This is a genomic window from Luteibacter sp. HA06 (genome assembly GCF_054061215.1).
In genome coordinates this window covers 4,326,608-4,352,107 of the sequence record NZ_JBSSDZ010000001.1, presented here as the reverse complement: position 1 = coordinate 4,352,107, position 25,500 = coordinate 4,326,608, and the positions used below count along the sequence as shown (strand labels likewise).

Sequence of the window (25,500 nt, the reverse complement as noted above, 5' to 3'; positions counted from 1 at the left end):
CCATATCGAAGAAAACCATCTCGGTGTTCCCATGAAATCCTGGATTGCGGGCTCGACCTCGTTCGTCGAAGCCGTCGCTCACAGGTTTTGTCTCGTCGCCCTGATATTTCGCGGGGGATCACGCGACGACGATGTCTTTGCCGTAAATCGCGGCGAATCATGGAGATGGGGATGCATTCTGCAAAGCGCTGTCACTTTCACTGTGGGCCGATTCTTCTGCCTGCTTTCTTCCTGGTCGGCACAATGTTCTCGACACCAGCGTTCTGCCAAGCGCCTCAAGAGCCGCGTATGCCGTTAGGTTCCATGTTCGAGGCAGACCGGGACAAGATGGCCGTTGAGATCGTCGCTGTGGCGAATCGTGTCGCTAATGCGAGGCGGTACTTCGAGACTGACAAGGGGCTAATAAAGATCACTGGGGCGTTTGACGTCGAAAAGAAAGTCTTTCAGTTCGATATGGAGGAACGCTTCGGTCCCGACGCGGGGTACGACGAGCTTTCAGATATGCACCGGGCGATCGAGAGCGCCATTGAGCCTTTGACGAGTCGAATCGAAGATTTCTATGCGGTCTACTGGACATACGGTGGCAAGGACATCGAGCATTGGATGCCCCGGCCGAAGAGTCAGCGAGGGATTCTGCGCGGGACCACCTCCGTGCACACGGGTGCACTAGCGACTATTCCGGTCGTCGTCGCAGCTGGTCATGGTTATTACTACCACCAGAATGAGAAAACATGGAAACCGCACCGTGATCCGATCAATGGGGTGCTCGAAGACACCATCACGCCGGTTTTGGCTGCGGAGCTCGTGCGCTACCTAGGCGTGAACAAAATAAGCGCCGAAGAGCTCAGGCCGACACTCTTCGAGCCGCCGCATGAACCTAGTGGACTTCCGTGGTGGCATATAGGGGCCCGGTACCGTCTGGAAATTAGTCTTCCGGACAACCCAGAAATTTGGCACTCGCTTCCTACAAGTACGGATGGTTCGCGAGACAGAAGGGAGGACATTAAGAGTCGCCCGCTTTACGCAAACCATGTCCAGTCCCCGGCCATTATTCACGTACATACGAACGCAGACGACAAGGTCAATACGAGTGGCGCGCGAGTCTACGTTGCGCCGGGAAGGCTCGAGGATGTGAAGCTAGCCCGCCTCGCACTTTGTGGCATGCGCGAAGCAATTCATACCGTCGAACGCTTCAAGAGCTTTAGCGTGTCGACAGAACCGCATCCAGCGACGGACAACGCCGAGAACAACCTCGCGAACATGCCATCGATTATCGTCGAGACAGCCTTTCATACAAATGCTTCCGACGCCGAGCTCCTGAAGGACCCTGAGTTCCAGAAGCTATCAATGATGGGGGTGGCAAAGGGATATCGCCTCTACACCGAAGGCAAGTCGTGCGATCCGTTCGCAGTGGCTGAGATCGCCAGCGTCGAAGCCTTTGTCGGTCAGCAGGTCAATCAACCGGTAGCACTTTCCGGTCACCCAGTCTTTCCGGTCGACTTGGCCTATCGTCCGTCGCGCTGCCGGCGCGAGCCATGCACCGCCGAGCGTAAGGTTGTTTTCGATCAGGCAGGCATTGACGCGTTTCGCGTCCCGTATTTCTGCGCGGCAGATGACGTTTCAAAGGGGCCGATCGACTTCACGGTTTGGGCAAAGGACACATGGGCTGTGGAGACAGAACCGGTGATCTATCGGTTGACTTGCAAAGCTCGCGGGATATGACGCGATATTAGGCGCGCGCTCGACAGCGAGGGCCGGTCGACTCCGGCCTCTTGTCGGGCGCGCAGACGCTATCTATCGCAACGATTGCGGATGAAAACACCATGTTTGACGCCCAATCGTGGGCTGGCCGCGTACCACATGGTCTCAGCAAGATCGGGTAGGAAGATCCGTTCCGGGGCCGTGGCTTTCGCCTGAGGGAATTCGTTGTTGAAATCGTATTTCCCCGACCATGCGAAGTAGTGCATCTCACCCAAGGGACGGATACCACCGTCACCGGTAGGCGGCATCCAGTTGGCGGCCTGCACGTTAGTCGTAGAGATCATATTGATGTACCGAGCACTGCCGCCGTCGAACAGGAACCAGTACGAAGGAAATCCCGTCTTATCGATTCGCAGGGCTACGTCGGACCTCCAGCCCTCGAGCTTCCCAACAGGAATAAAGCGGATCGAGAAGCCCTTGTCTGACGAAAGCGTGTAATGCGCCTTGGTGAGGGGACATCTCTCGGTAGCACGCGTTGCCGACATCGATCCGACCAGTGCGATGGCGGCGACGGCCACAACACGAAAACGTACTCTCATGGTTGTCCCTGTTGAAACGGCGCATCCCGGCCGCCTGGGAATTCTACCGTTGTGGCATGTCCGGAATTACGCCGCGTACTTCTTCGACCCCGCGACACACAAAACGGCCGCGAGCGTCACGGTCAACATCGTCCAGTTCACCGTCTCGCGTAACAGGATGGCGGCGAGCGCAAGGCCCATGAACGGCTGGAACAACTGCAGCTGGCCTACTGCGGCGATACCGCCCTGTGCCAGGCCGCGATACCAGAAGACGAAGCCGATCAGCATGCTGAATACCGACACGTAGGCGAGGCCGAGCCACGCCGCGTGGCTAACGTGTTCGAACGAAGCGGGCCGGGTGATGAGCGCCGTCGGCAACATGATCGGCAGCGACAGCACCAGCGCCCAACTGATTACCTGCCAACCGCCGAGAATGCGAGACAGGCGCGCACCCTCTGCATACCCCATGCCGCAAACGATGATGGCGGCGAGCATGAGCAGATCGCCTTGGGTCGAGCCTCCCGCGCTATTCGTGGCAGCGTAGCCGGCGATCAGCGCGGCACCGCAGATGGAGAACGCCCAGAAGACGGGGCGCGGTCGCTCGCCTCCGCGAATCACGCCAAAGATGGCCGTGCACAGCGGGAGGAGGCCAACGAAGACGACCGAGTGTGCGGAGGTGACGTGGCGCAATGCGAGGGCCGTCAGCAACGGAAACCCGACGACCACGCCGGAAGCCGTCACCGCGAGGGGCACGAGATGGACGAGGGCCGGTCGCGGTTGCCGCAGCACCAACAGGAGCGCCAGTCCCAACAGGGCGGCGATGGATGCCCGTGCGCAGGTCAGGAAGATGGGATCGAAGTCGGCGACGGCCGCGCGCGTTGCCGGCAGTGAGCCCGCAAAGATCGCGACGCCGATAAAGCCGTTGATCCACCCACTCGTTGTTCTTTCCATCGGTCATTCCTTGTCGGGCCGACGAAGTTGAGCACTCGAATAGGGCGCTAACGAGGCACAAAACAGTACAATTAAAAGAAACTGTAGTGTTATCTCACCCAGTACAGTCGAGGCGCGCCATGCGTAGCGGTAGTCGAATCGAAGCGGTGATGGCCGAGGTAAGGGCGCGAATCGCCTCGCGCAGCTATGTGCCAGGGTCCCGCTTGCCCTCTGTGCGCGCGCAGGCGTTGGGCATGAAGTTGTCGGTTTCGACCGTGGTCGAAGCTTATGAGCGGCTGGCGGCTGAAGGCGTGATTACCTCCCGGCGTGGTGCGGGGTTTTACGTCGCGGGTCCCGTTGCGCCTCTGGCGCTTGCGGGCATGGGTCCGAAGGTAGAGAGGGAAGTTGACCCGCTCTGGATCTCCCGGCAATCGCTCGAAGCGGACGCCTCGCTACTCAAACCGGGTTGCGGCTGGCTTCCGGCGGATTGGCTATTCGAAGCGGGCATGCGGCGGGCTCTGCGCAGCGCGGCGAGAGCCGAGTCGATGGAGCTGGTCGAGTACGGCACGCCGCTGGGGCATGCCGGGTTGCGTCAGTTGCTCGCGCGCCGGTTGCATGGCTTCGGTATCGAGACCGCACCCGACCAGCTCATGCTCACCGACTCAGGCATCCAGGCCATCGACCTGATCTGTCGGTTCCTGCTGGAGCCGGGCGACACGGTGATCGTGGACGACCCGTGTTACTTCAATTTCCACGCCTTGCTCAAGGCGCACCGCGTCAACGTGGTCAGTGTTCCGTATACGCCGAGCGGGCCGGATGTGGTCATGTTCGAAGCCATTCTGAAGGAGTACTCGCCGCGTCTCTACATCACGAATTCCGGTCTGCATAACCCGACCGGTGCCGTGTTGTCGGCGGTAGTCGCGCATCGTCTGCTGAAGCTCGCCGAGGCGTCGGACCTGGTCATCATCGAAGACGACATCTTCGCTGACTTCGAAGTGGCGCCTGCGCCCAGGCTGGCAGCCTTCGACGGCCTTTCGCGCGTGATTCACGTGAGCAGCTTCTCGAAGACGATCTCGGCGTCGATGCGCTGTGGCTACATCGCGGCGCGTGCCGACTGGATCGAGGGGCTCGCCGATTTGAAGATCGCGACTTCGTTCGGCGGTGGGCGCCTGTCTGCCGGGATTCTGTTCGCTACGTTGACCGACAGTGGCTATCGGCGGCACATGGAAACGGTACGCGAGCGACTGGCGAGAGCCATGGAGCAAACCATCGCACGGCTTGCCGAACTCGACATCACGCCCTGGCTCGCACCCAGTGCGGGCATGTTCGTCTGGTGCCAGCTGCCTGCCGGCATGGATGCGGCGACGTTGGCCCGAGCCTGTCTCAAGGATGGGGTGGTGCTGGCGCCAGGAAATGCCTTCAGCCAGGCGCCAGGCGCGAGTGGCTTCCTGCGCTTCAACGTGGCGCAATCACAGGATGAGCAAGTGTTTACGGTGCTTGCGAGGGCTATGTCAGGACAAGGCTAATAGACACTCGCCGCGAAATGGTGGCGTTGAAGCTAACGGGCGCGACGCGCCGGTCCCGTCTCACTGGCGAGCCATTCAACAAAGCCGGCAAAGAGATCCATGGCATCGGACTGGCGTGGAATGATCGCGACGTAACCTGTCTTCGCCACCCGGATGTTTGGCAGCGGTGCGACCAGCCTGCCGTTCTCCAGATCGATGTCGAGCATCGGCAAGGAACCGATGCCGATGCCGAGGCCGTCTTCCACGGCCTGGCGTGTCACGAAGAAATGATCGAACGTCTGGCGGGGGTGATCGGCCAGGTGCTGAAGCCCGGCCACGTCGAGCCAGTTTTCCCAGTCGCCCGCGCGCGTTTCCGTGGCGAGCAGCACATGGCCCTCGATGTCGGCAGGTTTCATGATCGGTCTTTGCGCAAACAGCGTCGGACTCATGATCAGCGTTTCGACGTCGTCCAGGACCGGTACGACGCGATGGTTAGGCCATAGGTGATCGCGAGCGACGCCGCGCCGGATGGATACGTCCACGCCGCCTCGTAGTTCCTCAACCATCGTGGAAACTGTCGTCACCACGACTTCCACGCCGGGATGGTCTGCGTGGTAGCGAGGCAACCGAGGGATCAGCCAGCGCATCGCGAAGCTTGTCGGCGCGCTTACCCGCAGGATGCGGCGCGCGCCGGGACGGCCACATGTTTCCGCTGCTGCGGCAAGGCGGTCGAACGAAAGGCCGACTTCCGCGGCGAAGATTCTCGCCGCCGGCGTGGCGACCATGCGGCGGCCGTCCTTCACGAAGAGGGTCTGCCCCAGCCATTGTTCAAGCCCGGCGACATGCCGGCTCACTGCGCCGTGGGTGACACCGAGCTCCGTCGCGGCCTCGGCATAGCTGCCCGTTCGGGCGGCGACCTCGAAAACTCTCAGGGCATTCAGGGGTGGCAGGCGGCGCATAAATTCAGTGACTAAAAGTGACGGGTAGCGTGACTAAAGGCTGTCTTGTTGCAGGTTTATCGTCTGTCTATCATAGCGCCATGGCGACTCCACCCGCTCCGCGCAGTCTGCTGGCCGCGTCCCTCACCCATGCGCTTCATGACGGCTACACCGATAGCCTCTACGCCTTCCTACCGGGGTGGCAGGCGCAATTCGGTCTCTCGTACGCCGCGCTCGCGGTGGTTCGTTCTCTCTACTACGCGACGATGGGAGGGCTGCAGATTCCTGCCGATCGCGTCCTCCGTGGCCTGTCGCCGCGAGCGGCGTTGATCCTGTCGACGCTGCTGGCCGCCCTGGGTTTCCTGATCATGGCGTTGCCGCTCGGTTTCGGTGGCCTTTGCGTGGGGCTGGTCGTGGCAGGCGTGGGATCGAGTATCCAGCACCCGCGTGGCTCGATGCTCGTCACCGACACCTATGGTGCCGCCGCGCGGCGGCCCCTTGGTATCTACAATTTCTCTGGCGACCTGGGCAAGGCCACGTTGCCTGCTATCGTCGCCGTCCTGCTGCCGGTGATCTCCTGGCGGCCCGTGCTGGGCATGATGGCGATCCTCGGTGTCATGCTGACGTTCGCCCTGCTGGCGCTGGCGCCCAGGACGGTCGTCGCTCCACACACCGCGAGCGCAAAAGCGTCGGGTCGTGGCGGTCCGGGCTTCGTCATCCTCACAACGATCGGTGCCCTCGATACGGCGACGCGCATGGGCTACCTGCTGTTCCTGCCTTTCCTTGTGCACGCTAAAGGCGGTGGCTCGCCGACGGTGGGTGTCGCACTCGCGCTGCTGTTTATCGGCGGCGCCCTGGGCAAGGCGACATGCAGCTGGCTGGGCGAGCGACTGGGCGTGGTTGGAAGTGTCGCGCTGACGGAAGCTGCCACCGCGCTACTCATCGTCGCCACGTTGTTTACGCCACTGATGCCGACACTGGTTTTGCTTCCCATGCTGGGTATCGTGCTCAACGGCACGTCGTCGGTACTCTACGGGACGGTGCCGGAGCTTTCCGATGGCGATACGGGACGCGCGTTCGCTGTCTTCTATACCAGCGTGATCGGCGCAGGCGGCATTGCACCGATTGTGTACGGTGCTGTCGCCGACCACAGTAGCCGAACCATCGCCGTCTTGGCCTCCGCCGCGACCGCCATGCTTATCGTCCCCCTTGTCCTGACGCTGGGCCGCTATCTGCGCCGTCCGGCCATGAGGTTCGCCTGATGAATAACGTTCCACGGGTACCGTTGATCCTGATCACCGGAGGCAGCCGCGGCGTTGGTGCCGCGACCGCGAGGCTGGCTGCCGCGCAAGGTTACGACGTTGCGATCAGCTTTATCTCCCATGAGTCTGCCGCCCAGGCCGTCGTGGCAGACGTTGAAGCGCAGGGTCGTCGAGCCCTGGCGGTACGCGCGGACAGCGCAGACCCCGATCAGGTCGCGCATTTGTTCGCGGAGATCGATCGGGTGTTCGGCCGCATCGACGTGTTGGTCAACAATGCCGCCATGCTTGCCCTGCAGTCTCGCATCGAGGATCTCGACTTCGCGCGGATGCAACGTATCTTTGCGGTCAATGCGATCGGTCCGATCTTGTGCGCGCAGCAGGCGGTGAGGCGAATGTCGACCCGCTACAACGGAACCGGCGGCGCGGTGATCAATGTCTCCTCCGCGGCCGCGCGGCTTGGCAGTCCGAATGAATACGTCGACTACGCCGCATCCAAGGGTGCCGTCGAGACCTTCACTACCGGCTTTGCCAAGGAAGTTGCCCGGGACGGGATACGCGTGAACTGCGTACGCCCCGGGCATATCTACACGGACATGCATGCCAGCGGCGGCGAACCGGGACGAGTCGATCGCGTGAAAGACTCGATCCCGATGGGGCGCGGTGGCCAGCCCGAGGAAGTTGCCCGGGCGATCCTGTGGTTGGCGAGCGCCGAGGCGTCCTTTATTACTGGGACATTCCTTGATGTGACGGGGGGGAAGTAAGGCTCGGCGCAGGGACGCTCGCGGCCTGCGTCTGCTGCTGATCCAGCTTCGTGAACTCGGCGCTGCTCTGTTCGAGCGGCTTTGCGACCGACGCCGCTACATCTACTTCGGCCACGCGCTTGAACGGCGAATTCGTCTCGCCCTGCATGGCGTAGGCACGCTTGCCGTCATCGCTGATCTCGACGCGATCCAGGTTCGTGAAGGTCTCTTTCCGCGCCGCTACGGCCAACGAGCCAGCGAGGTTCTCGGACATGTGATCGGATGGGCGGCCCATCTTCGCGTCGATGATCTTTACGCCGTCCAGGGCCTGCTTGTAGATCGGATTGCCGGGATGACCCGGATCGGAAAGACTCGGCACCGACGGATGGCTCGCCGTGGCAGGCGTCGTCGCCTGCTGCGGATGCGTCGCCTTGTGCACGGCTTCCAATGTCTTCGGGCCGGCCACGCCATCAGCCGTCAGGCCGTTCGCGCGCTGGAACTTCTCCAGCGCTGCTTTCGTGCCCGGACCGAAGTCACCGTCCGGACGCAGCGCGTGGCCCTTCGCATCGGTGTAGCCAAGCTTTGCGAGATCGGTCTGCAAGGCCGTGACCTTGTCGCCGTGCGAGCCATCCTTCAATGAGCCATGGCCGGCGGCAGCGTGCGCGCGACCGCCCTGCCCGATGGCTTTCAGTGCTTCCTTGATGTCTGGGTCCGTTCCGGATTTCGAGGGATCGAAGTTGGCGTCGCCGACCTTGGTGCTGGCGCGTTCGAGGGCGGCGGCTTTCTCTGGGTCCTTCGCGGCATTCTTGTATTGTTCGGCCAGCGCGGCGGCTTTCGGGCCGTCGTAGTACGAGTAGGTCTGCTTGATCTCGTTGGCTTTGGCGAGCACGTCGTCGTAGTTTCCGCCGTCCTGCAGCACCTTCTCGAATTTCTTCATCTGCGACGGGATCTGGTTCTCCGTCTTGGCGAGGATGGCGACGGTTTCGAGGCGGCGATCTTCCGGGATGTTCTTGCCGTACTTGTCCAGCGTATCCATGGCCGACTGCGTCGCGTTCTTGATCTGCGGGTAGTCGATATTGGTGTGGATCCACTTCTGGCCGTCTTGTGAGCCGGCCCAGGCGTCGATGCTGTCACGCGTGTTCTTGTCGATGAACTGCAGCGTGGTGCGGCCGTGCTCGCCGTTGCCATGCGTCAGGAGTTCGCTGCGCAGCTTGGCGGTGTCGGCGGCGTGAGGCAGGTTGTGTTCCTTCGCGTACTTCGCTGACTCCGCGATGATGCCGTCCACGTAGGTGGTCTCGCCGGGCTTCAGTGCGGCGCCATCGGTGGCACCGAGGGCCCAGGTGCCACGCTTGCCGAGGTCCACCTGGATGGTGCCAAGCGAATAGCCGCTATCCGCGACGATGCTGCTTGCCTGTCCCCAATGCGGATCGGATGTGCCCGAGGTCACGCCGGTGATGGACAGGTGATAAGAAGACGGCCCGCCTTCGGTGCCGCGTCCGACCACGAAGTACGTGGCGCCCGCGAGCGAATTCACATTATGCGTATCGATACCAGCCATGACGTTTCTCCGTGAAGCGATCGGTTATTGGTCGTTGGCGATGGTGAGGTACTTTTCCAGCGCATCGGCACGTTCGGCGATGCGGAAGGTTTCGTTCTGAGTGACCTGGAGGTCGGCCACCGGCATATCGCCATACAACGACGCTTCGAAGTCGCCATTCTTGTTGTGGAACTCGAGCCAGGCGCGCTCGGCGTTCAGGAGATTGGTTTTGGCATTGCCGGTGAGCTTGGCCGTGAGCGTCTTGTAGGCGGTGTTGAGGCGCGTGTCCTGCACCTTCTTCTCGGCATTGATGCAGGCGCCTTGCGCCGTGGCATCGGAGCCAGCCTTGTCGACGCAGCCGTAGAAGGTGGCCGTGATGCTCTTGGGAGCCTGGCGCTTGATCACCTGGCTGGTGCTGTCGGCGGCAAAGGCGCTGGTGCCGGTGACGAGGAGGGCGAACGTAACGGCGAGCGAGCGAACCATTCTCATGTGTAACTCCTGATCGTGCGATGCGTCGGGTTTCTTACGACTCCGCAGCTTGCCTAACACAGGCTCAAATGCCAAGAGACGGTTGTCGCAGAACGGCGTGTTCACAAAATCATCAACTTCTTCCGGAATTGCACATCGCACGGAACGCGCGGGGCATTGGTGAGGTCAAGACATCACCATGCGCACACAGAACCGCCTAGCCAGCGTCATATTTGGTCCATACATTGGACGATCAGCCACCGCCCGTACGGGAGCCCCCCATGTCCAACGAATCTGACGCCGCACCGGTCGGGCCTGATTTCAGCCAGGGCGTCTATGCCTCGACCATTCCCGACGACGGTGTTTTTGCAGGCCACGTAAAGGGCGAGGCGATCATCGTCGCACGCACCAGCGATGGCCTCGTGGCACTGGGTGGCGCTTGCAGTCATTACAGCGGGCCGTTGCACGAGGGCCTGCGCGTCGGTGACACAATCAACTGCCCATGGCATCACGCCTGCTTCGATCTGCATACGGGTAGGGCGCTCAAGGCGCCGGCGCTCTCGCCCGTTGCGCGATGGAGGGTGGAGGAGGAGGGCGGTAAGGTGTTTATTCGCGAGCCTCTGACTGACGAGGCGTCTCAGGCTAGCGCGCTGATGGCGGACAAGCATTTCGTGATCGTTGGCGGCGGAGCGGCGGGCTTCGCTGCGGCGCAGCGGCTTCGTGAGCATGGATTTGCTGGTGAGCTCACCATGATCAGTTCGGATGCGGAGGCGCCGTATGACCGGCCCAACGTGTCGAAGGACTATCTGGCGGGGACGGCCGAGCCGGAATGGATGCCGCTAAAGGACGACGCGTTCTATAAGGATCTGAAAATTTCGTTGAAGCTGGGCACGGTGGTTCGCTCGATCGATGCCGGCTCGCGCTCATTGGTGTTGGAATCCGGCGACTCGCTCTCGTACGACAAGCTGCTGCTTGCCACCGGTGCGGAACCGATTCGTCCGTCGTCGCCTGGCTTCGATCAACCGCACGTGCATACGCTACGCAGCATGAAGGATGCCGAGCGGGTAATTGCGGATGTGAGCGCGGACGATGTGGTTGCGGTGATCGGCAGCAGCTTCATCGGACTCGAGGCCGCCGCTTCGCTTCGCCATCGCGGTGCGAAGGTGCACGTGATCGGGCCGGAACTGATTCCCTTGCGGAGCAAGTTCGGGCCCTCGATCGGGACGATGATCAAGGCGCTGCACGAGGCCAACGGTGTGGTTTTCCACCTTGGACGACGCGCTGAGGGTTATGCCGATGGTGCCGTGCAGCTGGACGATGGCACGTCCGTACGTGCGACGCGTGTGGTACTTGGCATTGGCGTGAAGCCGCGTTTGTCTTTAGCCGAGGCGGCGGGTGTGCGGATCGATCGCGGTGTGGTGGTGGATGCGTCGATGCGCTCGTCGGACCCGAACATCTTTGCTGCTGGCGATATTGCGAGGTATCCCGGAGCGCATGGCGAGCCGGCGCGCGTGGAGCACTGGGTGCTCGCCGAGCGCCACGGCCAGGTCGCTGCCGCCAGCATGCTCGATATCCATGACCCGTTCGAGGAGCCACCGTTCTTCTGGAGCGTGCACTACGACACGACTATTCGTTACGTCGGCCACGCCGAGGATTGGGATGCGATCCGCGAAGAGGGCTCCGTCGCGGACAAGGACGCCGAAGTGCGCTACGAGAAAGACGGCCGGGTCATCGCCGTAGCCACCATCAACCGCGACATGGATTCCCTGAAAGCCGCCGAATTGCTCGCGTCCAGGCCAGAGTTTCTCAAGTCCTAGCCGCCCCCGCTTTTGTGGGAGCCGATTCATCGGCGATCCCGCGGCAGCGGGCAGGATTCCCGCGAGCACCCAAGATTCCCGCAAGCACCCAATCGCCGATGAATCGGCTCCTACAAGAGCCGGGCGGTGACTCATCACCTGGGGTAATCTCCTGAAAGATCTATTCAAATAGACGAGACCGACGTTTATAACGCATTGAATCTACAGAATCTTGACTTTAAAGATCTATTCAACTATCTATTCAGTCATGTCCGCCTCAGCCGATCGCCTCGTCCCACTTATTGATGCCCTACGCCTGCGTGGGCCGTCCAGTGCGAGTGCGCTTGCGGAGGCTATGGGGATAAGTCAGCCAACGGTCTCGCGCGTGCTTGCGGAGGCCGGAACCCGTGTTGCGCATATAGGTCGAGCCCGACGCGCTCGGTACGCGGCGCTCCGAGATGTGCGTGGCCTCGGCACGACGTGGCCTTTGTTCCGTATCGACGTAGATGGTCAGCCGCACGACTTCGGTGCGCTGACTGCTCTATATGGCTCAGGCAGCCTGGTATCGCCGGCTGGGGCTGTCGATTGGCTTCGCGACGAGTTCGTTGACGGCTTTTTTCCGGGCGTGCCGTGGTTTCTTGACGACCAGCGTCCACAAGGTTTCCTTGGTCGGCAGTTTGCGCAGCGCTGGTCCCGCGAGCTCGGTCTTTCCCCTGACATTCTTCGTTGGAACGATGACGCGGTGCTTGCGGCTCTCCTGCTGCATGGGGAAGACGGACCCGGGAATTTTGTGCTTGGGGAGGGAGCGCTGGAACGCGCGCTGCAGTCCGATCCCGATGTGACCCCGGCCGAGTCCCGCGCGCATCGCTATGCGGAGCTTGCTACCGCCGCACTCGCGGGTGAGTCAGTAGGATCGTCGGCCGCCGGAGAGCAGCCCAAGTTCACGACCATCGTCGACGACGGCGAAGGCAACCTTCGCCACGTCATCGTCAAGTTCAGCGAGCCTGTCGACAATCACCCGGCGGCGCGTCGCTGGGCAGATCTCCTGATGTGCGAACACCTCGCGGGCGAACTGCTTGCCGAGCAGGGAAACGCCAGCTCCCCCACTGAACTGATCTGGTCACAGGGAAGACTCTGCCTCGAAGTAACGCGCTTTGATCGCGTGGGTGCGCACGGACGTCGTGGGACCGTGACTCTCGCCGCCTGGAGTGACGCACACGACGGTGAGCGTGACGATTGGCCGAGTGCTACCCAGCGGATGCTCACGAATGGGTGGGTAGGCGGTGACGTCGTGGCGAAGGTTCGCGAGCGGTGGTGGTTCGGTCGTTTGATCGGGAACACCGATATGCACTTTGGCAACCTGAGTTTCTTTCTCGATAACGCGCTGCCGCTGCTGCTCACTCCCAGCTACGACATGCTTCCGATGTTGTACCGACCGGCCAGTAGCGGTGAAGTTGTTGCGCGTGAGTTTCAGGTGCCTGTGCCGACGCCTGCCATTCTCCCTGTCTGGCGGACGGTTGCTGCTTGGGCGGAGACATACTGGCAGCGCGTGGCTGCACATGCCGAAATCAGTCACGACTTCAGGATGATCGCCGAGGCGAACCTGCAAGCCGTCGAACGAATGCGTGCCCGATTCAGCGCTGGCAACACCGCGACCGCGCCATTGTAGGAGCCGATTCATCGGCGATAGGGTGCTAGCGGGGCGTTGCCCGCTGCCGCGGGATCGCCGATGAATCGGCTCCTACATTCGCCGATGAATCGGCTCCCACAAGGGATGGGATCAGTGTGTCGTGTTACTCGAGCGACGGGGTGGTCTTTTCGAGGATGCGCATCGATTCGGCGTTTTTCTTTTCCCACTCGTCGGCTTCTTTCTTGCTGAGCTTCGTGAGTGTCGGTTGAGCTGACGATGACGACTTTGCGATCTCGCTGCCGCTAACTTGCAACGGCGGCGCCGATTCCAGCGGCGCGGCGGGCGGCCTGCTGGCTGCCGCAGGATGAGGAACAACCTCGCGCTGCGACACGTGGAGAAGCGGAGCAGTGGCTGTCTTCAGAACCGACGGAATGAACACGTAAGCAACAAACAAGGGAGCACCGACGGCAAGGATGCCCTTCACCACCCAAGAGCCCACCGTGGCCTGTCGAGATCTCTGCCGGGACCCGCGCGGTGGCTGCCGACGACCCCGTGTCTCAGTCATCGAAGCAATAATGTCATCGGCCCGTGTCGTGGGGAGGTCGCCCGTCTGCGCGAGCATGTTGCGCAACTGCACTCCGTCGATCAGCTCGACCTGGGGGAACTCTGCCGCGGCAACGAGGGCTGCGTCACTGAATTCGCCCGTGTTGACGACGATGGCGCGGGTCGCGTGCTGTGTGTGCATCACGCCGATGAGCTGGTGAACCACGTTATGCGTGACTTGAAGGACGCTCTCACGCTTGCACTGCACGACGATGTATTCATCGTCACGGAATAACTTCAGATCGATGCCGCCGTCGAAAGTGCGCGACGACGTGTGCGCCCCCGTCCCCGTGTGTTCGACCCGATACCCGCGAGCGGCATAGTGCCTCGCCATCAGGCGTTCGAAGTCATCCCAGGGCATGCTGGCCAGGGAATCGGTGTGGCGGAACGTGACCTCCTTGTGTCACATGAAGCGTCCTGCTTACTGATCTTTGATCGCGGCAGCCACGGGCGGCTTGTCGTTCCACTCCGCGATGACGTCACGCGCTGCGGGCGTGCCATGAACGATCAGGGGCCGTTTCGTTGTTCCATCGATTGCCTTCGAAGCGGACACGAGACCGGGGAGAATGGTCGGAAGCGAGCTGTTAGCTGTTTGCTCGGCCACGGCAGGCTGCGTCGCTCCGTGTAGCTTCGCCATCTGCGCCTGCTGAATCTCGTGAATGTAGAAGGTGTAGAGCATCACCAGCGCACCGGCCATCACCACGACGGCGGCCACGGCAGCGACGGCTGCAGCACGATCGGTCCGACGCTGGTGCGTGTGTCGCACAGGCGGGCGAGCCGCGCCCGACCATTGTGGAAACTCGGGCAACGTGGGGGCCTCGACGATTGGCTCGGCGACCGGCCCGAGCATGGCCCGGATCGTCTTCCCATCGATCAGCTTGATATGACGGAACTTCGCCGCTGCCTCGCACGCTGCCGTGGTGAATTCGCCCGAGGTGATCGAGATTGCGGCGGTGGCGCCGGCCGTGTGCATCACGCCGATGAGCTGGTGCACGTCGTTGTGCGGCACCTGGAAGGAGTTCCAGTGCTTGCACTGGACGACGATGAGTTCCTGATCGCGGTAGAGCTTGAGGTCGATACCGCCGTCGGTGACGCTGCTGCCTTCGCCGCTGCCGGTGTGCTCGACGCGATAGCCCTGCCGCCGGAAGTGCACGGCCACCAGATGCTCGAAGGCTCCCCAGGTGAGCCGGCTCAGCGCATCGTCCTGGCGATGGCGAACGGATTTCATGCCAGGCCTCATCGGGCCGACTCCAACAGGTACGGGACTTCCATGACTTCCCCCTCAATGGTTTCCCGATCAGAGCAAACCCCCCGGCTGCCTCGATGGGACTCGGGGAATATAGCGGGGTTCTGTGTGGATTTCTGTAGGGCGATTCCTACATTGAGCCGTCAGCAGGGAGGTCTGGGGCTACGCCTTTCGCCGATGAATCGGCTCCCACAGAGAATCAGGGGCTCTTGAGGGTGGTGTTTGGCCTTGGCGGCACCTCTGGTTTTGTTCAAGATACAGATATTGCCGCCACCCGCCGGCAAGACGAAGGATCGCCTGTGTTGAAGAATCTACGAGTCGCCAGTGTTGCGCTGCTGCTTGCCGCGCCGCTGGTTGGTCAGGCTGCGAGCTTCGATTGCGCCAAAGCGGGGTCGCCTAGTGAGAAGGCGGTCTGCGCCTCGCCCAAGGTCTCGGCGCTGGATGGCAAGCTGGGTGATGCCTTCCGCACGGCCCTGAAGAACCACCCCGATAAGGCCGACGCCCTCAAGCTGGACCAGCGCCACTGGCTCGCTAGCCGCGACGACACCGCCTGGACGTACATCAGTGGTGGTCTCGACAAGGAACTGGTCAACGTCATGGCGGGGCAGTACCAGCGGCGCATCGAGTTCCTGGCGGGGTTGGACGCGGGTAAACCGAAGGCTCCGTTGACCGTCGTGTCGGCCGCGCTGCCCAGGCTGCCTTCCGGTTCACGCGACATCCTCAACGACCTGAAGGGGAAGGGTGCGCCGATCGTCCTCGCCACCGAGGTCGAGATGAAGGATGCCTCTGCCTTGCCGTACCAGCCCGATGCCGCACTCAAGAAGGTCATCGGCGAGCTCGACGAGAGCCTGACGAACCGCGTGCTAGCCGGCTCGCCTTTCAGCTCGGCGTACTCGATGGGTGGCACGGCGCATTGTCTTTCCGAGGCGCCTTATCGCATCGATGGAAAGAAAGCCGTCGCTATCGACGGCCCGCCGGTGTGGGGCGACGACTGCATGACCAATCACCTCGTGGCGAAGATCGGTGACGACTTCGCTGCGCTGAATGTCGACATCGGCGACGCGGACCAGCAATCTATCGAAGCCAGCCGATGGACGGGTAAGGATTTCGGTCCGGCCGTGGAGCTAGTGCTGCGCTTCGATCACGCCTTGAAGCTGGACGGCGCTGTATGCGCGCCGAAGCAATCGCCTTGCGACGAGTTCGGCACGGCAGCGATGACGTATGTGGCGAAGTACGACCGCAATCCCCAGGCAGGCACGCTGGATCGTGCATTGGAGGGTACGGACAAGGTTGCTTACGACGCGGCTGTTGCCCGTGCTAAGGCGCCGGGCGGTATCGCCTCGAAGGGTGATGCGCCGACCCTGCCGGACTTCGGCAGCGATGATCTCGCCGCCGGTTCCATGACCGGGTATGACACCGAGGCGACCTTGTTTCCGCTTACCTTTCGCGACGAGACGTTGGTCGGGTTGATCGGGCATGGCCACGTGGGCTGGCGCGCGAACGACGATTGGATGGTGTCGGCGTGGCGATTGAAGGATGGCAAGCTCGAGCCGGTTGCCTCGGCGTACGTGGACGTGGTGCGCGGTGGCCTGTTGTTGTCGGCACCCGTCACCCCGCCGCCACCCGAGACGCACTGAGCGGGTGCGGCGCATGACGATCTATTCCACAAGCATGTCCGCCCAGGCCCGCTGGCTGGGCCTGACGACGGTGGCGATTCTTGTCGTCGCCCTGGTCATCCTGTTTGGCCGGGATGCGGGGCAGCTGGTCGGCCCGTACCTGGGCAGTGTCCTGGTATTGATCCTTGGCGTGACCTATCTGGTCTCCACGCGCGAGTACGAGATCGGCGACGGCAAGCTCATCGTGCGCAAGGTGATCGGTTGCAAGTCGTTCGAACTCCGTGGCACGTCCGTTGGCCGCGATGCGCTGGCGTTCCAGGGCATGACGCGGGTGTTTGGTAACGGCGGTTTCTTCGCCTTCGACGGCTTGTTCTACTCGCGCCGGATTGGCTTTGTGCGCAGCTATGCGCGTAACCGGGAGCACGGCGTGGTCGTGGTGCTCGCCGGTGGCCGCAAGCTGGTGCTGTCGCCGGATGAGCCGGATGCGTTTGTCACGGCGGCGCTAGGGCAGGGCGCTGTCCTGGCCGCCCCCTGATCTTTTGAGGTAGCCGCTTCAGCGGCGATGGGTGCCTGCTCTATGTGGGAGCCGCTTCAGCGGCGATGGGTGCTCGCCGTATTCTGGCCCGCTGCCGCGGATCGCCGCTGAAGCGGCTCCCACATTCGCGGCTCCCACATTCGCCGGTTTGCCGGCTCCCACATTTTCTTCAGGCTTTGCGACGACGCAGCGCGTAACCAATACCCAGAATCGCAAACCACACCGGGCTCGCAATCAGCGCCTGCCGCGTATCGCTTTCCAATGCCAGCAGCACCAGCACGAAGGCGAAGAACGCCAGGCATACCCAGCACATGAACACCCCGCCGGGCATCTTGTAGCTCGACACTGCATGCAGTTCGGGGCGCTTGCGGCGATACGCGATATACGCCGCGAGAATCAGCGACCAGACGAACATGAAGAGGATCGCGGCCAGCGTCGTGACCAAGGTGAATGCGGTGACGAGGTCAGGAATCACATAGACCAGCGTCGCGCCGCCGAGCAGGCAGATGCACGAGAACAGCAGGCCGCGCGAGGGAACCGCTGCCTTCGACAGACGCTTGAATGCGGACGGCGCGTGGTCTTCCTCGGCGAGGCCGTAAAGCATGCGGCTGGTCGAGAAGATGCCGCTGTTGGCGGACGAAGTGGCCGAGGTGAGCACCACGAAGTTGATCAGGCTTGCCGCAGCCGGAATACCGGCCAGGACGAACAGTTCCACGAACGGGCTCTTGCCCGGCAGCACCTGGCGCCACGGCGTCACCGACATGATGACGACCAGGGCCAGTACGTAGAACAGGATGATGCGCACGGGGATCGAGTTGATCGCCTTGGGCAGGTTACGCTCCGGATCGGCTGTCTCGGCGGCGGTGGTGCCGACCAGCTCGATGCCGACGAAGGCGAACACGGCAATCTGGAAGCCAGCGAAGAAGCCGCTGATGCCGGTGGGGAACATGCCCCCGTCATTCCACAGGTTGTGCAGCGAGGCGACGTGGCCGTCCGGCGAATGGAAGCTCCACGCCACCATGCCAAAACCGCAGACGATGAGTGCGCAGATCGCGATGATCTTGATCAGCGCGAACCAGAATTCCAGCTCGCCGAAGAGCTTGACGGTTGTGAGGTTCAGCACCAGCAGCAGGATCACGCAGAGCAGCGCCGGTATCCATGGCGCGAGGCCCGGAAACCAGAACTGCGCGTACGACGAGATGGCGATCACATCCGCGATGGCCGTGATGATCCAGCAGAACCAATACGTCCAGCCGCAGAAGAAGCCGGCCCACGGCCCGAGCAGGTCCGTCGAGAAGTCGATGAACGACTTGTAGTCGAGGTTGGAGAGCAGCAGCTCACCCATCGCGCGCATGACGAAGAACAGCATCACGCCGATGATCAGGTAGACGAAGAGGATGGACGGCCCGGCGAGACTGATCGTCTTGCCCGAACCCATGAACAGGCCGGTGCCGATGGCGCCGCCGATGGCGATCAGCTGCAGATGTCGGTTCGACAGGCTGCGCCTGAGGTGCTGTTCGGGTGGCGATTCCTGCGGGTGCGACATCGACGGTGCTCGATCGGGACGGAAGAACGGAACATACGGGGGTGGCCGCCATCCGGCAAGGCGGCGGTGCCACGTGGGAGCGTCTGGAGAGCCTCTGTGGGAGCCTCTGTGGGAGCCGCTTCAGCGGCGAATGCCTCATGTGGGAGCCGCTTCAGCGGCGAAGGGTGTCGCGACCGGGTTTCGCCGCTAAAGCGGCTCGCACAGAAGTGGCTACCGCTGAAGCGGCTCCCACAGAAGCAGCTTCCGCATTTCCCGGCGCCTCGCACGTCCCACTCGCCTTCGCGAAAACATGCTGTTGCTGCCAGCCGTAGTCGTAGGCGACGGTGCCGATGCTGAAGCAGGGGCCGAGCGCGTCGCGCGGTAATTGCAGCAATTGGCCATCCACGATGTAGTGCTGGTAGAGCGGGGCGATATCGCCGCCGCCCTCAGCCGCGACGGCGGCGATCAAAGCTGGACCCGGGTGGAAGGTTGTATGCGCCGCGGCCGTCTCGGCGTCCATGCGTCGGAGCGCATCCGCCAGACTCTTGCGTCCCTGGGTCGCTTCCCTCATCTGCGCATCGAGCAGCCAGGCGAAGAGTTCGCCGCGTGCGGACGGCAGGCTTTGCATCTCGCGGATACGGTCATAGTCCTCGACGACCCGCGCATTCGACACCCGCCGAAAAGGCGATCCACCGTACATGCCGAGGGTCTGGTCTATATGCCGGGCGAACGTGACGTTGTCGAACATTCCCTCGGCGCGAAGGGCGCTGGCGACGCGATAGCCAGTGACGCCCCGCGTAAACCACGCGGTGGACGCGTCACCCGGTGGCTCGTCCGCCCACGCCAGACTGCGCAGTATCTCGAACAGCCAGGATCGCGAGGGGTCTTCGTGGGCCAGGAAGATGGTCGCGGATGCACCTCCGGCGCTACTGCCCCAGGCGTCTCCCTCGTTGAGGGTGATCAGGTTGACTGTGAGCTGTGTGGCGCCTGCGGTGCTGTCGTTGCTGGCTGCATCCTTTGGCGCGACGGTGCTACGCAACGCGTTCAATGATGAGGCGAGCAGCGTGGCGATGGAGTCAGCCTCCTGCCGACGCGTCCCGATGGAGCCAAGGTGCAGGGTGCTCGCGCCGACCGGGTGTGTCGTCGAATTGAGCTCGCGCGACGCCAGGATCGACGCAAAGGTGAGGTTCGCTGCGTTCAGCGTGCCGTTCGTCAGGTCGCTGGAAGCCAGCCATCCCGGTGGTAACGTCATGGTGGCGGTTACTTTGCGCGTGCCCGGGCCTCGTGGAACGGCAAGGACGATGGCGCCATACGAAAACACGGCATCGGGAGGCGCGACGGCTTTCTCCCAGGCGACCATGCTAAGCGTCGACATCGGTTCGGGTTTCTGGCTTCGCCACGCAAGCGCGATATCCGTGCCGGGTGCGGCGGTGACTCGCCAGCGTCCAGCCACGGAGGTATCAAGCTGGCCGCGTTCGGCGTGTACCTCGGCGGGGTTTTGCTTCGGTGGGTCGAAGTCGACGATGCCGTCGTCGCCCGTGCGCACGGTTGCCCGAACGGTGATGGCTTCGACGGCGTTTTGTTTTACGTCGAGACCGATGTCGTAGTGCACCGGGGGCGGGTCGTTCGCGTGAGCGAGTGGTGCGATGCCGCTTGTCGCTATAAGGAAAACCCAGATCCGTTTTGATGTGCCTGCCATAGCCGCTCCCTTTAGGTCGGGAACGGGGTTGCAAGGGGTGGGCCAAAGCGGGAAGTGCTGGAAGCGCCGGGATGTGCGCCGCGCCGCTGTGTCCGCGGACGAACGGCGTGGACACAGCGGACGCCACGTTGTCCTTGTGTGTGAGCCGCTTCGTGTGTGAGCCGCTCTGTGTGGGAGCCGCTTCAGCGGCGATGGGGCCGCGAGGCGACCGGTTATCGCCGCTGAAGCGGCTCCCACAAAGGGCCGGCTCCCATAAAGGGCTGGCTCCCACAAAGGGCTGGCTCCCACAAGGGGCTGGCTCCCACAAGGGGCTGGCTCCCACAGGGGGGGCTGGCTCCCACAGGGGGGCTGGCTCCTAACCGGCGGCGCGCTTGGTGTTTACCAAAGCCTCTCGACGTTGGCGCCGCCGCGGACGGTGTCGTGGACGCGGGCTAGCATCGAGTTGGGGAAGATCGGGGTGATGGCGCTGGCTTCATCGAGCTTGCGGATGTGCTCTTCGGTGAAGGTCACCTCCAGTGCCGCGAGGTTTTCCTCGAACTGCGCAGCGGTGCGGGCACCCAGGATCGGGATGATCGCGGGAGCCTGTTTGGCGAGCAGCCACGCGATGGCCGTCTGTGCGGGCGTGTGGCCGACATCTTCGGCAACGGCTTTCAGTACATCGACGATGTCGAGGTTGTGTTCGCTCAATGCGCCCATGCCGGCGGCGACGGCAGCACGACCGCCGTTGAACATGTCGCCGCCCTTGTGCTTTTCGATATCCGCGCGGGTGTACTTGCCCGACAAGACACCGCTGCCCAGCGGCGACCACGCGACCACGCCGAGGCCGAGTTCCTGCGCCATGGGCACGAGGTCGTGTTCCACCGTGCGCTCGATGAGACTGTGTTCGATCTGCAGTGCGATGAGGGGCGCCCAGCCGCGGAGATCGGCGAGCGTCTGCATGCGAGCGACCTGCCAGGCCGGCGTGTCGGAGATGCCCGCGTACACGATCTTTCCGGCGCGCACGAGGTCGTCGAACCCACGCATGATTTCTTCGACCGGTACCAGTCCGTCCCATACATGCAGGTAATAGAGGTCGATGTAGTCGGTGTCGAGACGGCGCAGGCTGTCTTCCACGGCGCGGACCATGTTGCGGCGATGGTTGCCCGAGGCATTGGCGTTGGCCGGATCGGTGGTCAGCGAATACTTGGTCGCGATGACCGCGCGGTCGCGGCGGCCGGCGAGGAACTTGCCCAGCAAGCTCTCGGACGTGCCGCCGGTGTAGAAGTTGGCGGTGTCGATGAAGTTGCCGCCGCGCTCCATATAGGTGTCGAGCATGGTGCGTGACTCTGCTTCACCGGCGCCCCATCCCCATTCCTCGCCGAAGGTCATCGTGCCGAGCGAGACGGGGCTGACGCGCAGGCCGGAGCGGCCGAGGGTGATGTAGTCGTTGAGGCGCTTGCTCATGGGGGCGTTCTCCGTGGAGGGATGCCGCTCACGATAGTCTCGCGATTGCCTCTGGATAAATGGGTGATCAAGGCATAGGCTTTGAAGTACTGCTTCATAATGGAGGGCGCGATGTCACCTGATCTCCTGCCTGCCATCTCCGCCTTCGCGCGCGTGGCGCACCACGAGAGCTTTACCCGAGCTGCCCGGGAGCTCGGCGTATCGCCGTCGGCGCTGTCACAGACGGTTCGCTCGCTGGAGGCGCGGTTGGGCGTGCGCCTTCTCGACAGGACTACGCGCCGGGTGGGTGTCACCGAAATCGGTCGCCGTTTCCTGGCCGAGGCCCAGACCGGCCTGACCGCCATCGCCCGGGCCGTGGACGCCGTGGACGAATCGCGAGAGGCGCCGGCTGGTGTCCTGCGCATCAATCTGTCCCGCGTGGTGGCGGACCTCGTGATCATGCCCCACCTCGGCGAATTCATGGCCACCTATCCGGACGTGGTCGTCGAACTCCACTGCGATAACCGCTTCAAGGACCTCGTGGCGGGTGGCTTCGATGCCGGGTTCCGGTTGGGCGAGAGCCTGGCCAATGACGTGGTGGCGGTACCGATCGGCGGTCCGCTGACGGTTGCGACGTTTGCGTCGCCCGCCTACCTCGCGCGGCACGGCGAGCCGCGCACGCCGGCGGGCCTGCTCACCCATCGCTGCGCTTGTATCCGCCTGGACCAGGAGCGCAGCCTGATGCGCTGGGAATTCGAGCTGGACGGCCGGATCGTCGAGGTGGAGGCCGCCCCGTCGATGATCAGCAACGACGGCGAGCTGCTGGTCGAAGGCGCACGGCAGGGTGTCGGTATCGGGACCCATCTGGTTGAGATGGTGCGGGCCGATCTCGACAGTGGCCGCCTGGTGCCGGTATTGGAATCTTTCTGGCCCACCTACAGCGCCTTCCATCTGTACTATCCCAGCCGGGTGCACGTGCCGCGCAAGCTGCGCGTGTTCATCGACTTCTTTCGCGAACGCCACGCTTTATGACCACCCAGGAACCCTCGACCATGATCGACGCCGAACGCCGCAACCTCATCGACGCCTACATCGCCGCGTATAACCAGTTCGATATTGAACGCATGCTTGCCCTGGTCACGGACGACGTGCACTTCGAGCACCACACCGGTGACGAACTGAGCGTCGAGACGACCGGCAAGGCGGAGTTGGGCAAGCTGGCTCGTGTAGGTGCCGCGCTGTTCGCTGCGCGCACGCAGACGGTGATCGACATGCACGAAGAAGGCACGGTAGTGATCGCCACCATCGACTTCCATGGCGAGATCGGCGAGGACATCCCGGACGGCCCCGGCGCGGGCAGCATCATCGAGATGCAGGGCACCTCGGAATTCGGTTTCCACGGCGGCAAGATCAACCGGATCATCGATCGCGGTTGAGGTTCACCGGCGTTGTGGCAAGCTTCGCCTCATTCACGATGAGGGTTCCTGCAATGCCCATGCTATGGAAGCACGCCGCGGTCGCGTGTCTGATGATGTCCCTCACCGCCTGCGAGGCGGCGCTTCCCCCGAAGGAAACGCCGCAGTCGGCGAAGGTGATCAAGCAGAGCAGCGACGACAAGGAAGTATCCGACGGCATCGACATGATCAAGGCCGGCAAGCCGCAGGCGGCGATCGACGGCCCGCTCGCCGATGTCGTCACCCGCCTGGAGCACCAGTACGCGCAAAGCCAGGACCAGGTGTATTCGCCGCGCGGTCCGGCGCTCAGTGCGGATTACGCGTCGCTGGCCAAGGGCGACAAGAAGCACCCGGCCAACGGCAAGCGGATCATCAATATCGGACCGTCCTGGGCGATGGCTTATTGGGCGCGCGGGTACGCCTATAGCGACCTGGGTCGTTACCCGGAGGCCGAGGCCGAACTGGGCAAAGCGCTGGCGCTGTCGCCGAAGGATTCCCAGTACCTGGGTGAGCTTGCCTACGTGAACCAGCACGAAGGTCGTTACGACGACTCGTTCAAGCTGTATCGCGCGGCGATCCGGAACATCGACCTGATGGATGTCTGGAAGGACTCGGAGAAGAGCGATTTCCTGTGCCGCGCGTACGGCGGGCAAGGTGTCGACCTGACGCAGTTGAAGCGCTATGACGAGGCGGGCAAGGCATTCGAGTCGTGCCTGAAACTGAAGCCAACCGATGCCAAGTCCAAAGCCGGCCTCGAAGCGCTCAAAGGCCTGAAGACCGCACCACCGGCAAAGTAGATCGCCCCCCCCCTGTGGGAGCCGATTCATCGGCGATGCTCTTGTAGGAGCCGATTCATCGGCGATCCCGCGTTAGCGGGGCAGTTTGCGGCTAGCACCCATCGCCGATGAATCGGCTCACACAGAGAGCATCACAGAAAGCATCCCGGGAAGCAGTTCAGGCGGCGATATCCCGCACGGCGGCGAGCAACGACTTGCGGTCGTATGGCTTGGCCAGGTAGCCCATGGAATCCTGCAGCCAGTCGTGCTGCTCCTGGGCTTCTCCAGACGTCACCAGCACGTGCATGTCGCTATGGCGCGTGGCGAGTTCCTTTCCGGTGATCGTCCCGGGCATGCGCACGTCGGTGAACAGCACGTCGGCCTTGCCGGTTTCCAGCCACTTTTCCGCTTCGTCCCCGCTGGAAACGGTGTGGACCGTCATGCCCGCATCCTCGAGGATCATCGCGGAGATCTCGCGGATCGAGGGTTCATCCTCGACGAGGAGGACGAAAATGGGCTTTTCATTGGTCATGGACGGTACTTCACGGGTTAATCGAAGGGAGTTATCGGCGAGGCAAATAGCCGGTTCGATGTGAACCGGGCGTCAATGCTTCAGGCATGCCATGTGCTATTCCATTGGCTCAGGCTGGGCCGCATCATAGAGCTTTTAAGGGGATCACCATGACAGCTCTCAGCCAGCAGACGATCGATGCCACCCGCAAGAACGAGGGCCAGGTGCTGGCCAGTTGGCAGGCGAACCTGGATGCGAGCGGTGCGTCGCGTGATTCCCGGATCAACCCGGCTGAGTTCCAGGCACAGACTCGTGAGTTCCTGCGCCTGCTGGTCACCGGTGCCAATGCTGGCGATGCCAGCAACATCGCCGGCAGTGAATGGGCCGACGCGCGAAGCTTCCTCGATGGCCTTTCGCGCACACGGGCCCTGCTGGGGCTCGACTCGCAGAGCACCGCCAACTTCATCTTCTCGCTGAAGCGTCCCCTGTTCGACCTGCTCCAGGCCGAATACGCCAGCAACCCCGGCGAGCTCGCTGCCCAGCTCTGGGCGGTGACCGAGCTGATCGACGGCCTGGGCCTCTACACCGTGCGCGCTTTCCAGAAGTCGCGCGAGGAAGTGATCGCCCGCCAGCAGGAAGAGCTCCTCGAACTTTCCACGCCGGTCGTGAAGCTGTGGGACGGTGTGCTCGCCCTGCCGATGATTGGCACGCTCGATTCGCAGCGTACCCAGGTGGTGATGGAGTCGCTGCTCCAGCGCATCGTGGAAACCGGTTCGGAAATCGCCATCATCGACATCACCGGCGTGCCGACCGTCGACACCCTGGTCGCGCAGCATCTGTTGAAGACCGTGACCGCCATCCGCCTCATGGGTGCCGATGCCATCATCAGCGGCGTGCGTCCGCAGATCGCGCAGACCATCGTGCATCTCGGCCTCGACCTGCAGGGCATCGTGACGAAGGCGAATCTTGCGGATGCGCTCGCGCTCGCACTGAAGCGTTCGGGTCTTACCGTCACGAAGGCGAACTGA

Annotated in this window: 23 protein-coding genes; 12 read left to right on the top strand and 11 right to left on the bottom strand. The window is 62.8% G+C overall.

The features are described from left to right. The first annotated feature begins 171 nt into the window (after positions 1-171). Complete coding sequence (locus ACVWWJ_RS20155) at positions 172-1,722, top strand: N-acetylmuramoyl-L-alanine amidase (RefSeq protein ID WP_456969236.1); 1,551 nt, start codon at positions 172-174, stop codon at positions 1,720-1,722. Between the two features lie 68 nt (positions 1,723-1,790). Here ACVWWJ_RS20155 and ACVWWJ_RS20150 read toward each other — a convergent pair whose 3' ends face one another. Continuing rightward, positions 1,791-2,300 carry a hypothetical protein gene (locus ACVWWJ_RS20150; RefSeq protein WP_456969235.1) on the bottom strand — a complete coding sequence of 170 codons (510 nt, stop codon included), beginning with the start codon at positions 2,298-2,300 and terminating at the stop codon, positions 1,791-1,793. A gap of 66 nt (positions 2,301-2,366) precedes the next feature. Then, positions 2,367-3,230, bottom strand: a complete 864-nt coding sequence (locus ACVWWJ_RS20145; protein ID WP_456969234.1) for a DMT family transporter — start codon at positions 3,228-3,230, stop codon at positions 2,367-2,369. Between the two features lie 149 nt (positions 3,231-3,379). Here ACVWWJ_RS20145 and ACVWWJ_RS20140 point away from each other — a divergent pair, with 149 nt between their 5' ends. After that, positions 3,380-4,735 carry an aminotransferase-like domain-containing protein gene (locus ACVWWJ_RS20140; protein WP_456969746.1) on the top strand — a complete coding sequence of 452 codons (1,356 nt, stop codon included), beginning with the start codon at positions 3,380-3,382 and terminating at the stop codon, positions 4,733-4,735. 32 nt (positions 4,736-4,767) lie between these two features. On the opposite strand, the gene ACVWWJ_RS20135 is transcribed toward ACVWWJ_RS20140, so the two are convergent. After that, positions 4,768-5,673 (bottom strand): LysR substrate-binding domain-containing protein, encoded by a 906-nt coding sequence (locus ACVWWJ_RS20135; RefSeq protein ID WP_456969233.1) that lies wholly within the window; start codon positions 5,671-5,673, stop codon positions 4,768-4,770. An 80-nt stretch (positions 5,674-5,753) separates the two neighbouring features. On the opposite strand from ACVWWJ_RS20135, the gene ACVWWJ_RS20130 reads away from it, so the two are divergent. Together ACVWWJ_RS20130 and ACVWWJ_RS20125 are read left to right on the top strand one after the other, a co-directional pair. Continuing rightward, the gene (locus tag ACVWWJ_RS20130; RefSeq protein WP_456969232.1) at positions 5,754-6,914 is read left to right on the top strand and encodes an MFS transporter; all 1,161 of its coding nucleotides are present in this window, start codon (positions 5,754-5,756) and stop codon (positions 6,912-6,914) included. Further along, positions 6,914-7,675, top strand: coding sequence for an SDR family oxidoreductase (locus tag ACVWWJ_RS20125; protein ID WP_456969231.1), 762 nt, complete (start codon positions 6,914-6,916; stop codon positions 7,673-7,675). The genes ACVWWJ_RS20130 and ACVWWJ_RS20125 overlap by 1 nt, the downstream gene beginning before the upstream one ends. Here ACVWWJ_RS20125 and ACVWWJ_RS20120 read toward each other — a convergent pair. Together ACVWWJ_RS20120 and ACVWWJ_RS20115 are read right to left on the bottom strand one after the other, a co-directional pair. Beyond that, a complete protein-coding gene (locus ACVWWJ_RS20120) occupies positions 7,638-9,212 on the bottom strand; it encodes an XVIPCD domain-containing protein (protein WP_456969230.1) in 1,575 nt (524 codons plus the stop codon). The genes ACVWWJ_RS20125 and ACVWWJ_RS20120 overlap by 38 nt on opposite strands. A 24-nt stretch (positions 9,213-9,236) precedes the next feature. After that, positions 9,237-9,680 carry a lysozyme inhibitor LprI family protein gene (locus ACVWWJ_RS20115; RefSeq protein WP_456969229.1) on the bottom strand — a complete coding sequence of 148 codons (444 nt, stop codon included), beginning with the start codon at positions 9,678-9,680 and terminating at the stop codon, positions 9,237-9,239. Between the two features lie 260 nt (positions 9,681-9,940). Between ACVWWJ_RS20115 and ACVWWJ_RS20110 the strand changes: the two genes are divergently transcribed. Then, positions 9,941-11,476: an FAD-dependent oxidoreductase gene (locus tag ACVWWJ_RS20110; protein WP_456969228.1), complete on the top strand. Its 1,536-nt coding sequence runs from the start codon at positions 9,941-9,943 to the stop codon at positions 11,474-11,476. A gap of 247 nt (positions 11,477-11,723) precedes the next feature. Next, positions 11,724-13,124 (top strand): type II toxin-antitoxin system HipA family toxin YjjJ, encoded by a 1,401-nt coding sequence (yjjJ, locus tag ACVWWJ_RS20105; RefSeq protein ID WP_456969227.1) that lies wholly within the window; start codon positions 11,724-11,726, stop codon positions 13,122-13,124. Between the two features lie 124 nt (positions 13,125-13,248). On the opposite strand, the gene ACVWWJ_RS20100 is transcribed toward yjjJ, so the two are convergent. Continuing rightward, complete coding sequence (locus ACVWWJ_RS20100) at positions 13,249-14,049, bottom strand: restriction endonuclease (protein ID WP_456969226.1); 801 nt, start codon at positions 14,047-14,049, stop codon at positions 13,249-13,251. A 60-nt stretch (positions 14,050-14,109) separates the two neighbouring features. Further along, a complete protein-coding gene (locus tag ACVWWJ_RS20095) occupies positions 14,110-14,916 on the bottom strand; it encodes a restriction endonuclease (protein ID WP_456969225.1) in 807 nt (268 codons plus the stop codon). A gap of 320 nt (positions 14,917-15,236) precedes the next feature. Between ACVWWJ_RS20095 and ACVWWJ_RS20090 the strand changes: the two genes are divergently transcribed. Both ACVWWJ_RS20090 and ACVWWJ_RS20085 read left to right on the top strand, forming a co-directional pair. Continuing rightward, the gene (locus ACVWWJ_RS20090) at positions 15,237-16,571 is read left to right on the top strand and encodes a lysozyme inhibitor LprI family protein (protein ID WP_456969224.1); all 1,335 of its coding nucleotides are present in this window, start codon (positions 15,237-15,239) and stop codon (positions 16,569-16,571) included. 13 nt (positions 16,572-16,584) lie between these two features. Further along, positions 16,585-17,085, top strand: coding sequence for a PH domain-containing protein (locus ACVWWJ_RS20085; protein WP_456969223.1), 501 nt, complete (start codon positions 16,585-16,587; stop codon positions 17,083-17,085). A gap of 169 nt (positions 17,086-17,254) precedes the next feature. Here ACVWWJ_RS20085 and cycA read toward each other — a convergent pair whose 3' ends face one another. The 3 genes from cycA to ACVWWJ_RS20070 all read right to left on the bottom strand — a co-directional run bounded on the left by cycA (position 17,255) and on the right by ACVWWJ_RS20070 (position 21,752). Next, the gene (gene cycA, locus ACVWWJ_RS20080) at positions 17,255-18,631 is read right to left on the bottom strand and encodes a D-serine/D-alanine/glycine transporter (protein ID WP_159894653.1); all 1,377 of its coding nucleotides are present in this window, start codon (positions 18,629-18,631) and stop codon (positions 17,255-17,257) included. A gap of 151 nt (positions 18,632-18,782) precedes the next feature. After that, positions 18,783-20,309 (bottom strand): hypothetical protein, encoded by a 1,527-nt coding sequence (locus ACVWWJ_RS20075; RefSeq protein ID WP_456969222.1) that lies wholly within the window; start codon positions 20,307-20,309, stop codon positions 18,783-18,785. Between the two features lie 378 nt (positions 20,310-20,687). Then, positions 20,688-21,752 (bottom strand): aldo/keto reductase, encoded by a 1,065-nt coding sequence (locus tag ACVWWJ_RS20070; RefSeq protein ID WP_456969221.1) that lies wholly within the window; start codon positions 21,750-21,752, stop codon positions 20,688-20,690. 111 nt (positions 21,753-21,863) lie between these two features. Here ACVWWJ_RS20070 and ACVWWJ_RS20065 point away from each other — a divergent pair, with 111 nt between their 5' ends. The 3 genes from ACVWWJ_RS20065 to ACVWWJ_RS20055 are packed head-to-tail and all read left to right on the top strand — an operon-like array spanning position 21,864 to position 23,982. Then, the gene (locus tag ACVWWJ_RS20065) at positions 21,864-22,763 is read left to right on the top strand and encodes a LysR family transcriptional regulator (RefSeq protein ID WP_456969220.1); all 900 of its coding nucleotides are present in this window, start codon (positions 21,864-21,866) and stop codon (positions 22,761-22,763) included. Between the two features lie 20 nt (positions 22,764-22,783). Beyond that, positions 22,784-23,167: a nuclear transport factor 2 family protein gene (locus ACVWWJ_RS20060; protein ID WP_159894643.1), complete on the top strand. Its 384-nt coding sequence runs from the start codon at positions 22,784-22,786 to the stop codon at positions 23,165-23,167. Positions 23,168-23,220: 53 nt separating this feature from the next. Beyond that, positions 23,221-23,982, top strand: coding sequence for a tetratricopeptide repeat protein (locus ACVWWJ_RS20055; RefSeq protein ID WP_456969219.1), 762 nt, complete (start codon positions 23,221-23,223; stop codon positions 23,980-23,982). Between the two features lie 157 nt (positions 23,983-24,139). Here the strand turns inward: ACVWWJ_RS20055 and ACVWWJ_RS20050 are convergent, their stop codons facing one another. Beyond that, the gene (locus ACVWWJ_RS20050; protein WP_159894637.1) at positions 24,140-24,493 is read right to left on the bottom strand and encodes a response regulator; all 354 of its coding nucleotides are present in this window, start codon (positions 24,491-24,493) and stop codon (positions 24,140-24,142) included. 149 nt (positions 24,494-24,642) lie between these two features. On the opposite strand from ACVWWJ_RS20050, the gene ACVWWJ_RS20045 reads away from it, so the two are divergent. Next, positions 24,643-25,500 (top strand): STAS domain-containing protein, encoded by an 858-nt coding sequence (locus tag ACVWWJ_RS20045; protein WP_456969218.1) that lies wholly within the window; start codon positions 24,643-24,645, stop codon positions 25,498-25,500.

Bases quoted from the DNA above. Each gene is read 5' to 3' on its own strand.
- ACVWWJ_RS20155 (WP_456969236.1), top strand. From the start codon at position 172: ATGCATTCTGCAAAGCGCTGTCACTTTCACTGTGGGCCGATTCTTCTG.
- ACVWWJ_RS20150 (WP_456969235.1), bottom strand. From the start codon at position 2,300: ATGAGAGTACGTTTTCGTGTTGTGGCCGTCGCCGCCATCGCACTGGTC.
- ACVWWJ_RS20145 (WP_456969234.1), bottom strand. From the start codon at position 3,230: ATGGAAAGAACAACGAGTGGGTGGATCAACGGCTTTATCGGCGTCGCG.
- ACVWWJ_RS20140 (WP_456969746.1), top strand. From the start codon at position 3,380: ATGGCCGAGGTAAGGGCGCGAATCGCCTCGCGCAGCTATGTGCCAGGG.
- ACVWWJ_RS20135 (WP_456969233.1), bottom strand. From the start codon at position 5,673: ATGCGCCGCCTGCCACCCCTGAATGCCCTGAGAGTTTTCGAGGTCGCC.
- ACVWWJ_RS20130 (WP_456969232.1), top strand. From the start codon at position 5,754: ATGGCGACTCCACCCGCTCCGCGCAGTCTGCTGGCCGCGTCCCTCACC.
- ACVWWJ_RS20125 (WP_456969231.1), top strand. From the start codon at position 6,914: ATGAATAACGTTCCACGGGTACCGTTGATCCTGATCACCGGAGGCAGC.
- ACVWWJ_RS20120 (WP_456969230.1), bottom strand. From the start codon at position 9,212: ATGGCTGGTATCGATACGCATAATGTGAATTCGCTCGCGGGCGCCACG.
- ACVWWJ_RS20115 (WP_456969229.1), bottom strand. From the start codon at position 9,680: ATGAGAATGGTTCGCTCGCTCGCCGTTACGTTCGCCCTCCTCGTCACC.
- ACVWWJ_RS20110 (WP_456969228.1), top strand. From the start codon at position 9,941: ATGTCCAACGAATCTGACGCCGCACCGGTCGGGCCTGATTTCAGCCAG.
- yjjJ (WP_456969227.1), top strand. From the start codon at position 11,724: ATGTCCGCCTCAGCCGATCGCCTCGTCCCACTTATTGATGCCCTACGC.
- ACVWWJ_RS20100 (WP_456969226.1), bottom strand. From the start codon at position 14,049: ATGCCCTGGGATGACTTCGAACGCCTGATGGCGAGGCACTATGCCGCT.
- ACVWWJ_RS20095 (WP_456969225.1), bottom strand. From the start codon at position 14,916: ATGAAATCCGTTCGCCATCGCCAGGACGATGCGCTGAGCCGGCTCACC.
- ACVWWJ_RS20085 (WP_456969223.1), top strand. From the start codon at position 16,585: ATGACGATCTATTCCACAAGCATGTCCGCCCAGGCCCGCTGGCTGGGC.
- cycA (WP_159894653.1), bottom strand. From the start codon at position 18,631: ATGTCGCACCCGCAGGAATCGCCACCCGAACAGCACCTCAGGCGCAGC.
- ACVWWJ_RS20075 (WP_456969222.1), bottom strand. From the start codon at position 20,309: ATGGCAGGCACATCAAAACGGATCTGGGTTTTCCTTATAGCGACAAGC.
- ACVWWJ_RS20070 (WP_456969221.1), bottom strand. From the start codon at position 21,752: ATGAGCAAGCGCCTCAACGACTACATCACCCTCGGCCGCTCCGGCCTG.
- ACVWWJ_RS20065 (WP_456969220.1), top strand. From the start codon at position 21,864: ATGTCACCTGATCTCCTGCCTGCCATCTCCGCCTTCGCGCGCGTGGCG.
- ACVWWJ_RS20060 (WP_159894643.1), top strand. From the start codon at position 22,784: ATGATCGACGCCGAACGCCGCAACCTCATCGACGCCTACATCGCCGCG.
- ACVWWJ_RS20055 (WP_456969219.1), top strand. From the start codon at position 23,221: ATGCCCATGCTATGGAAGCACGCCGCGGTCGCGTGTCTGATGATGTCC.
- ACVWWJ_RS20050 (WP_159894637.1), bottom strand. From the start codon at position 24,493: ATGACCAATGAAAAGCCCATTTTCGTCCTCCTCGTCGAGGATGAACCC.
- ACVWWJ_RS20045 (WP_456969218.1), top strand. From the start codon at position 24,643: ATGACAGCTCTCAGCCAGCAGACGATCGATGCCACCCGCAAGAACGAG.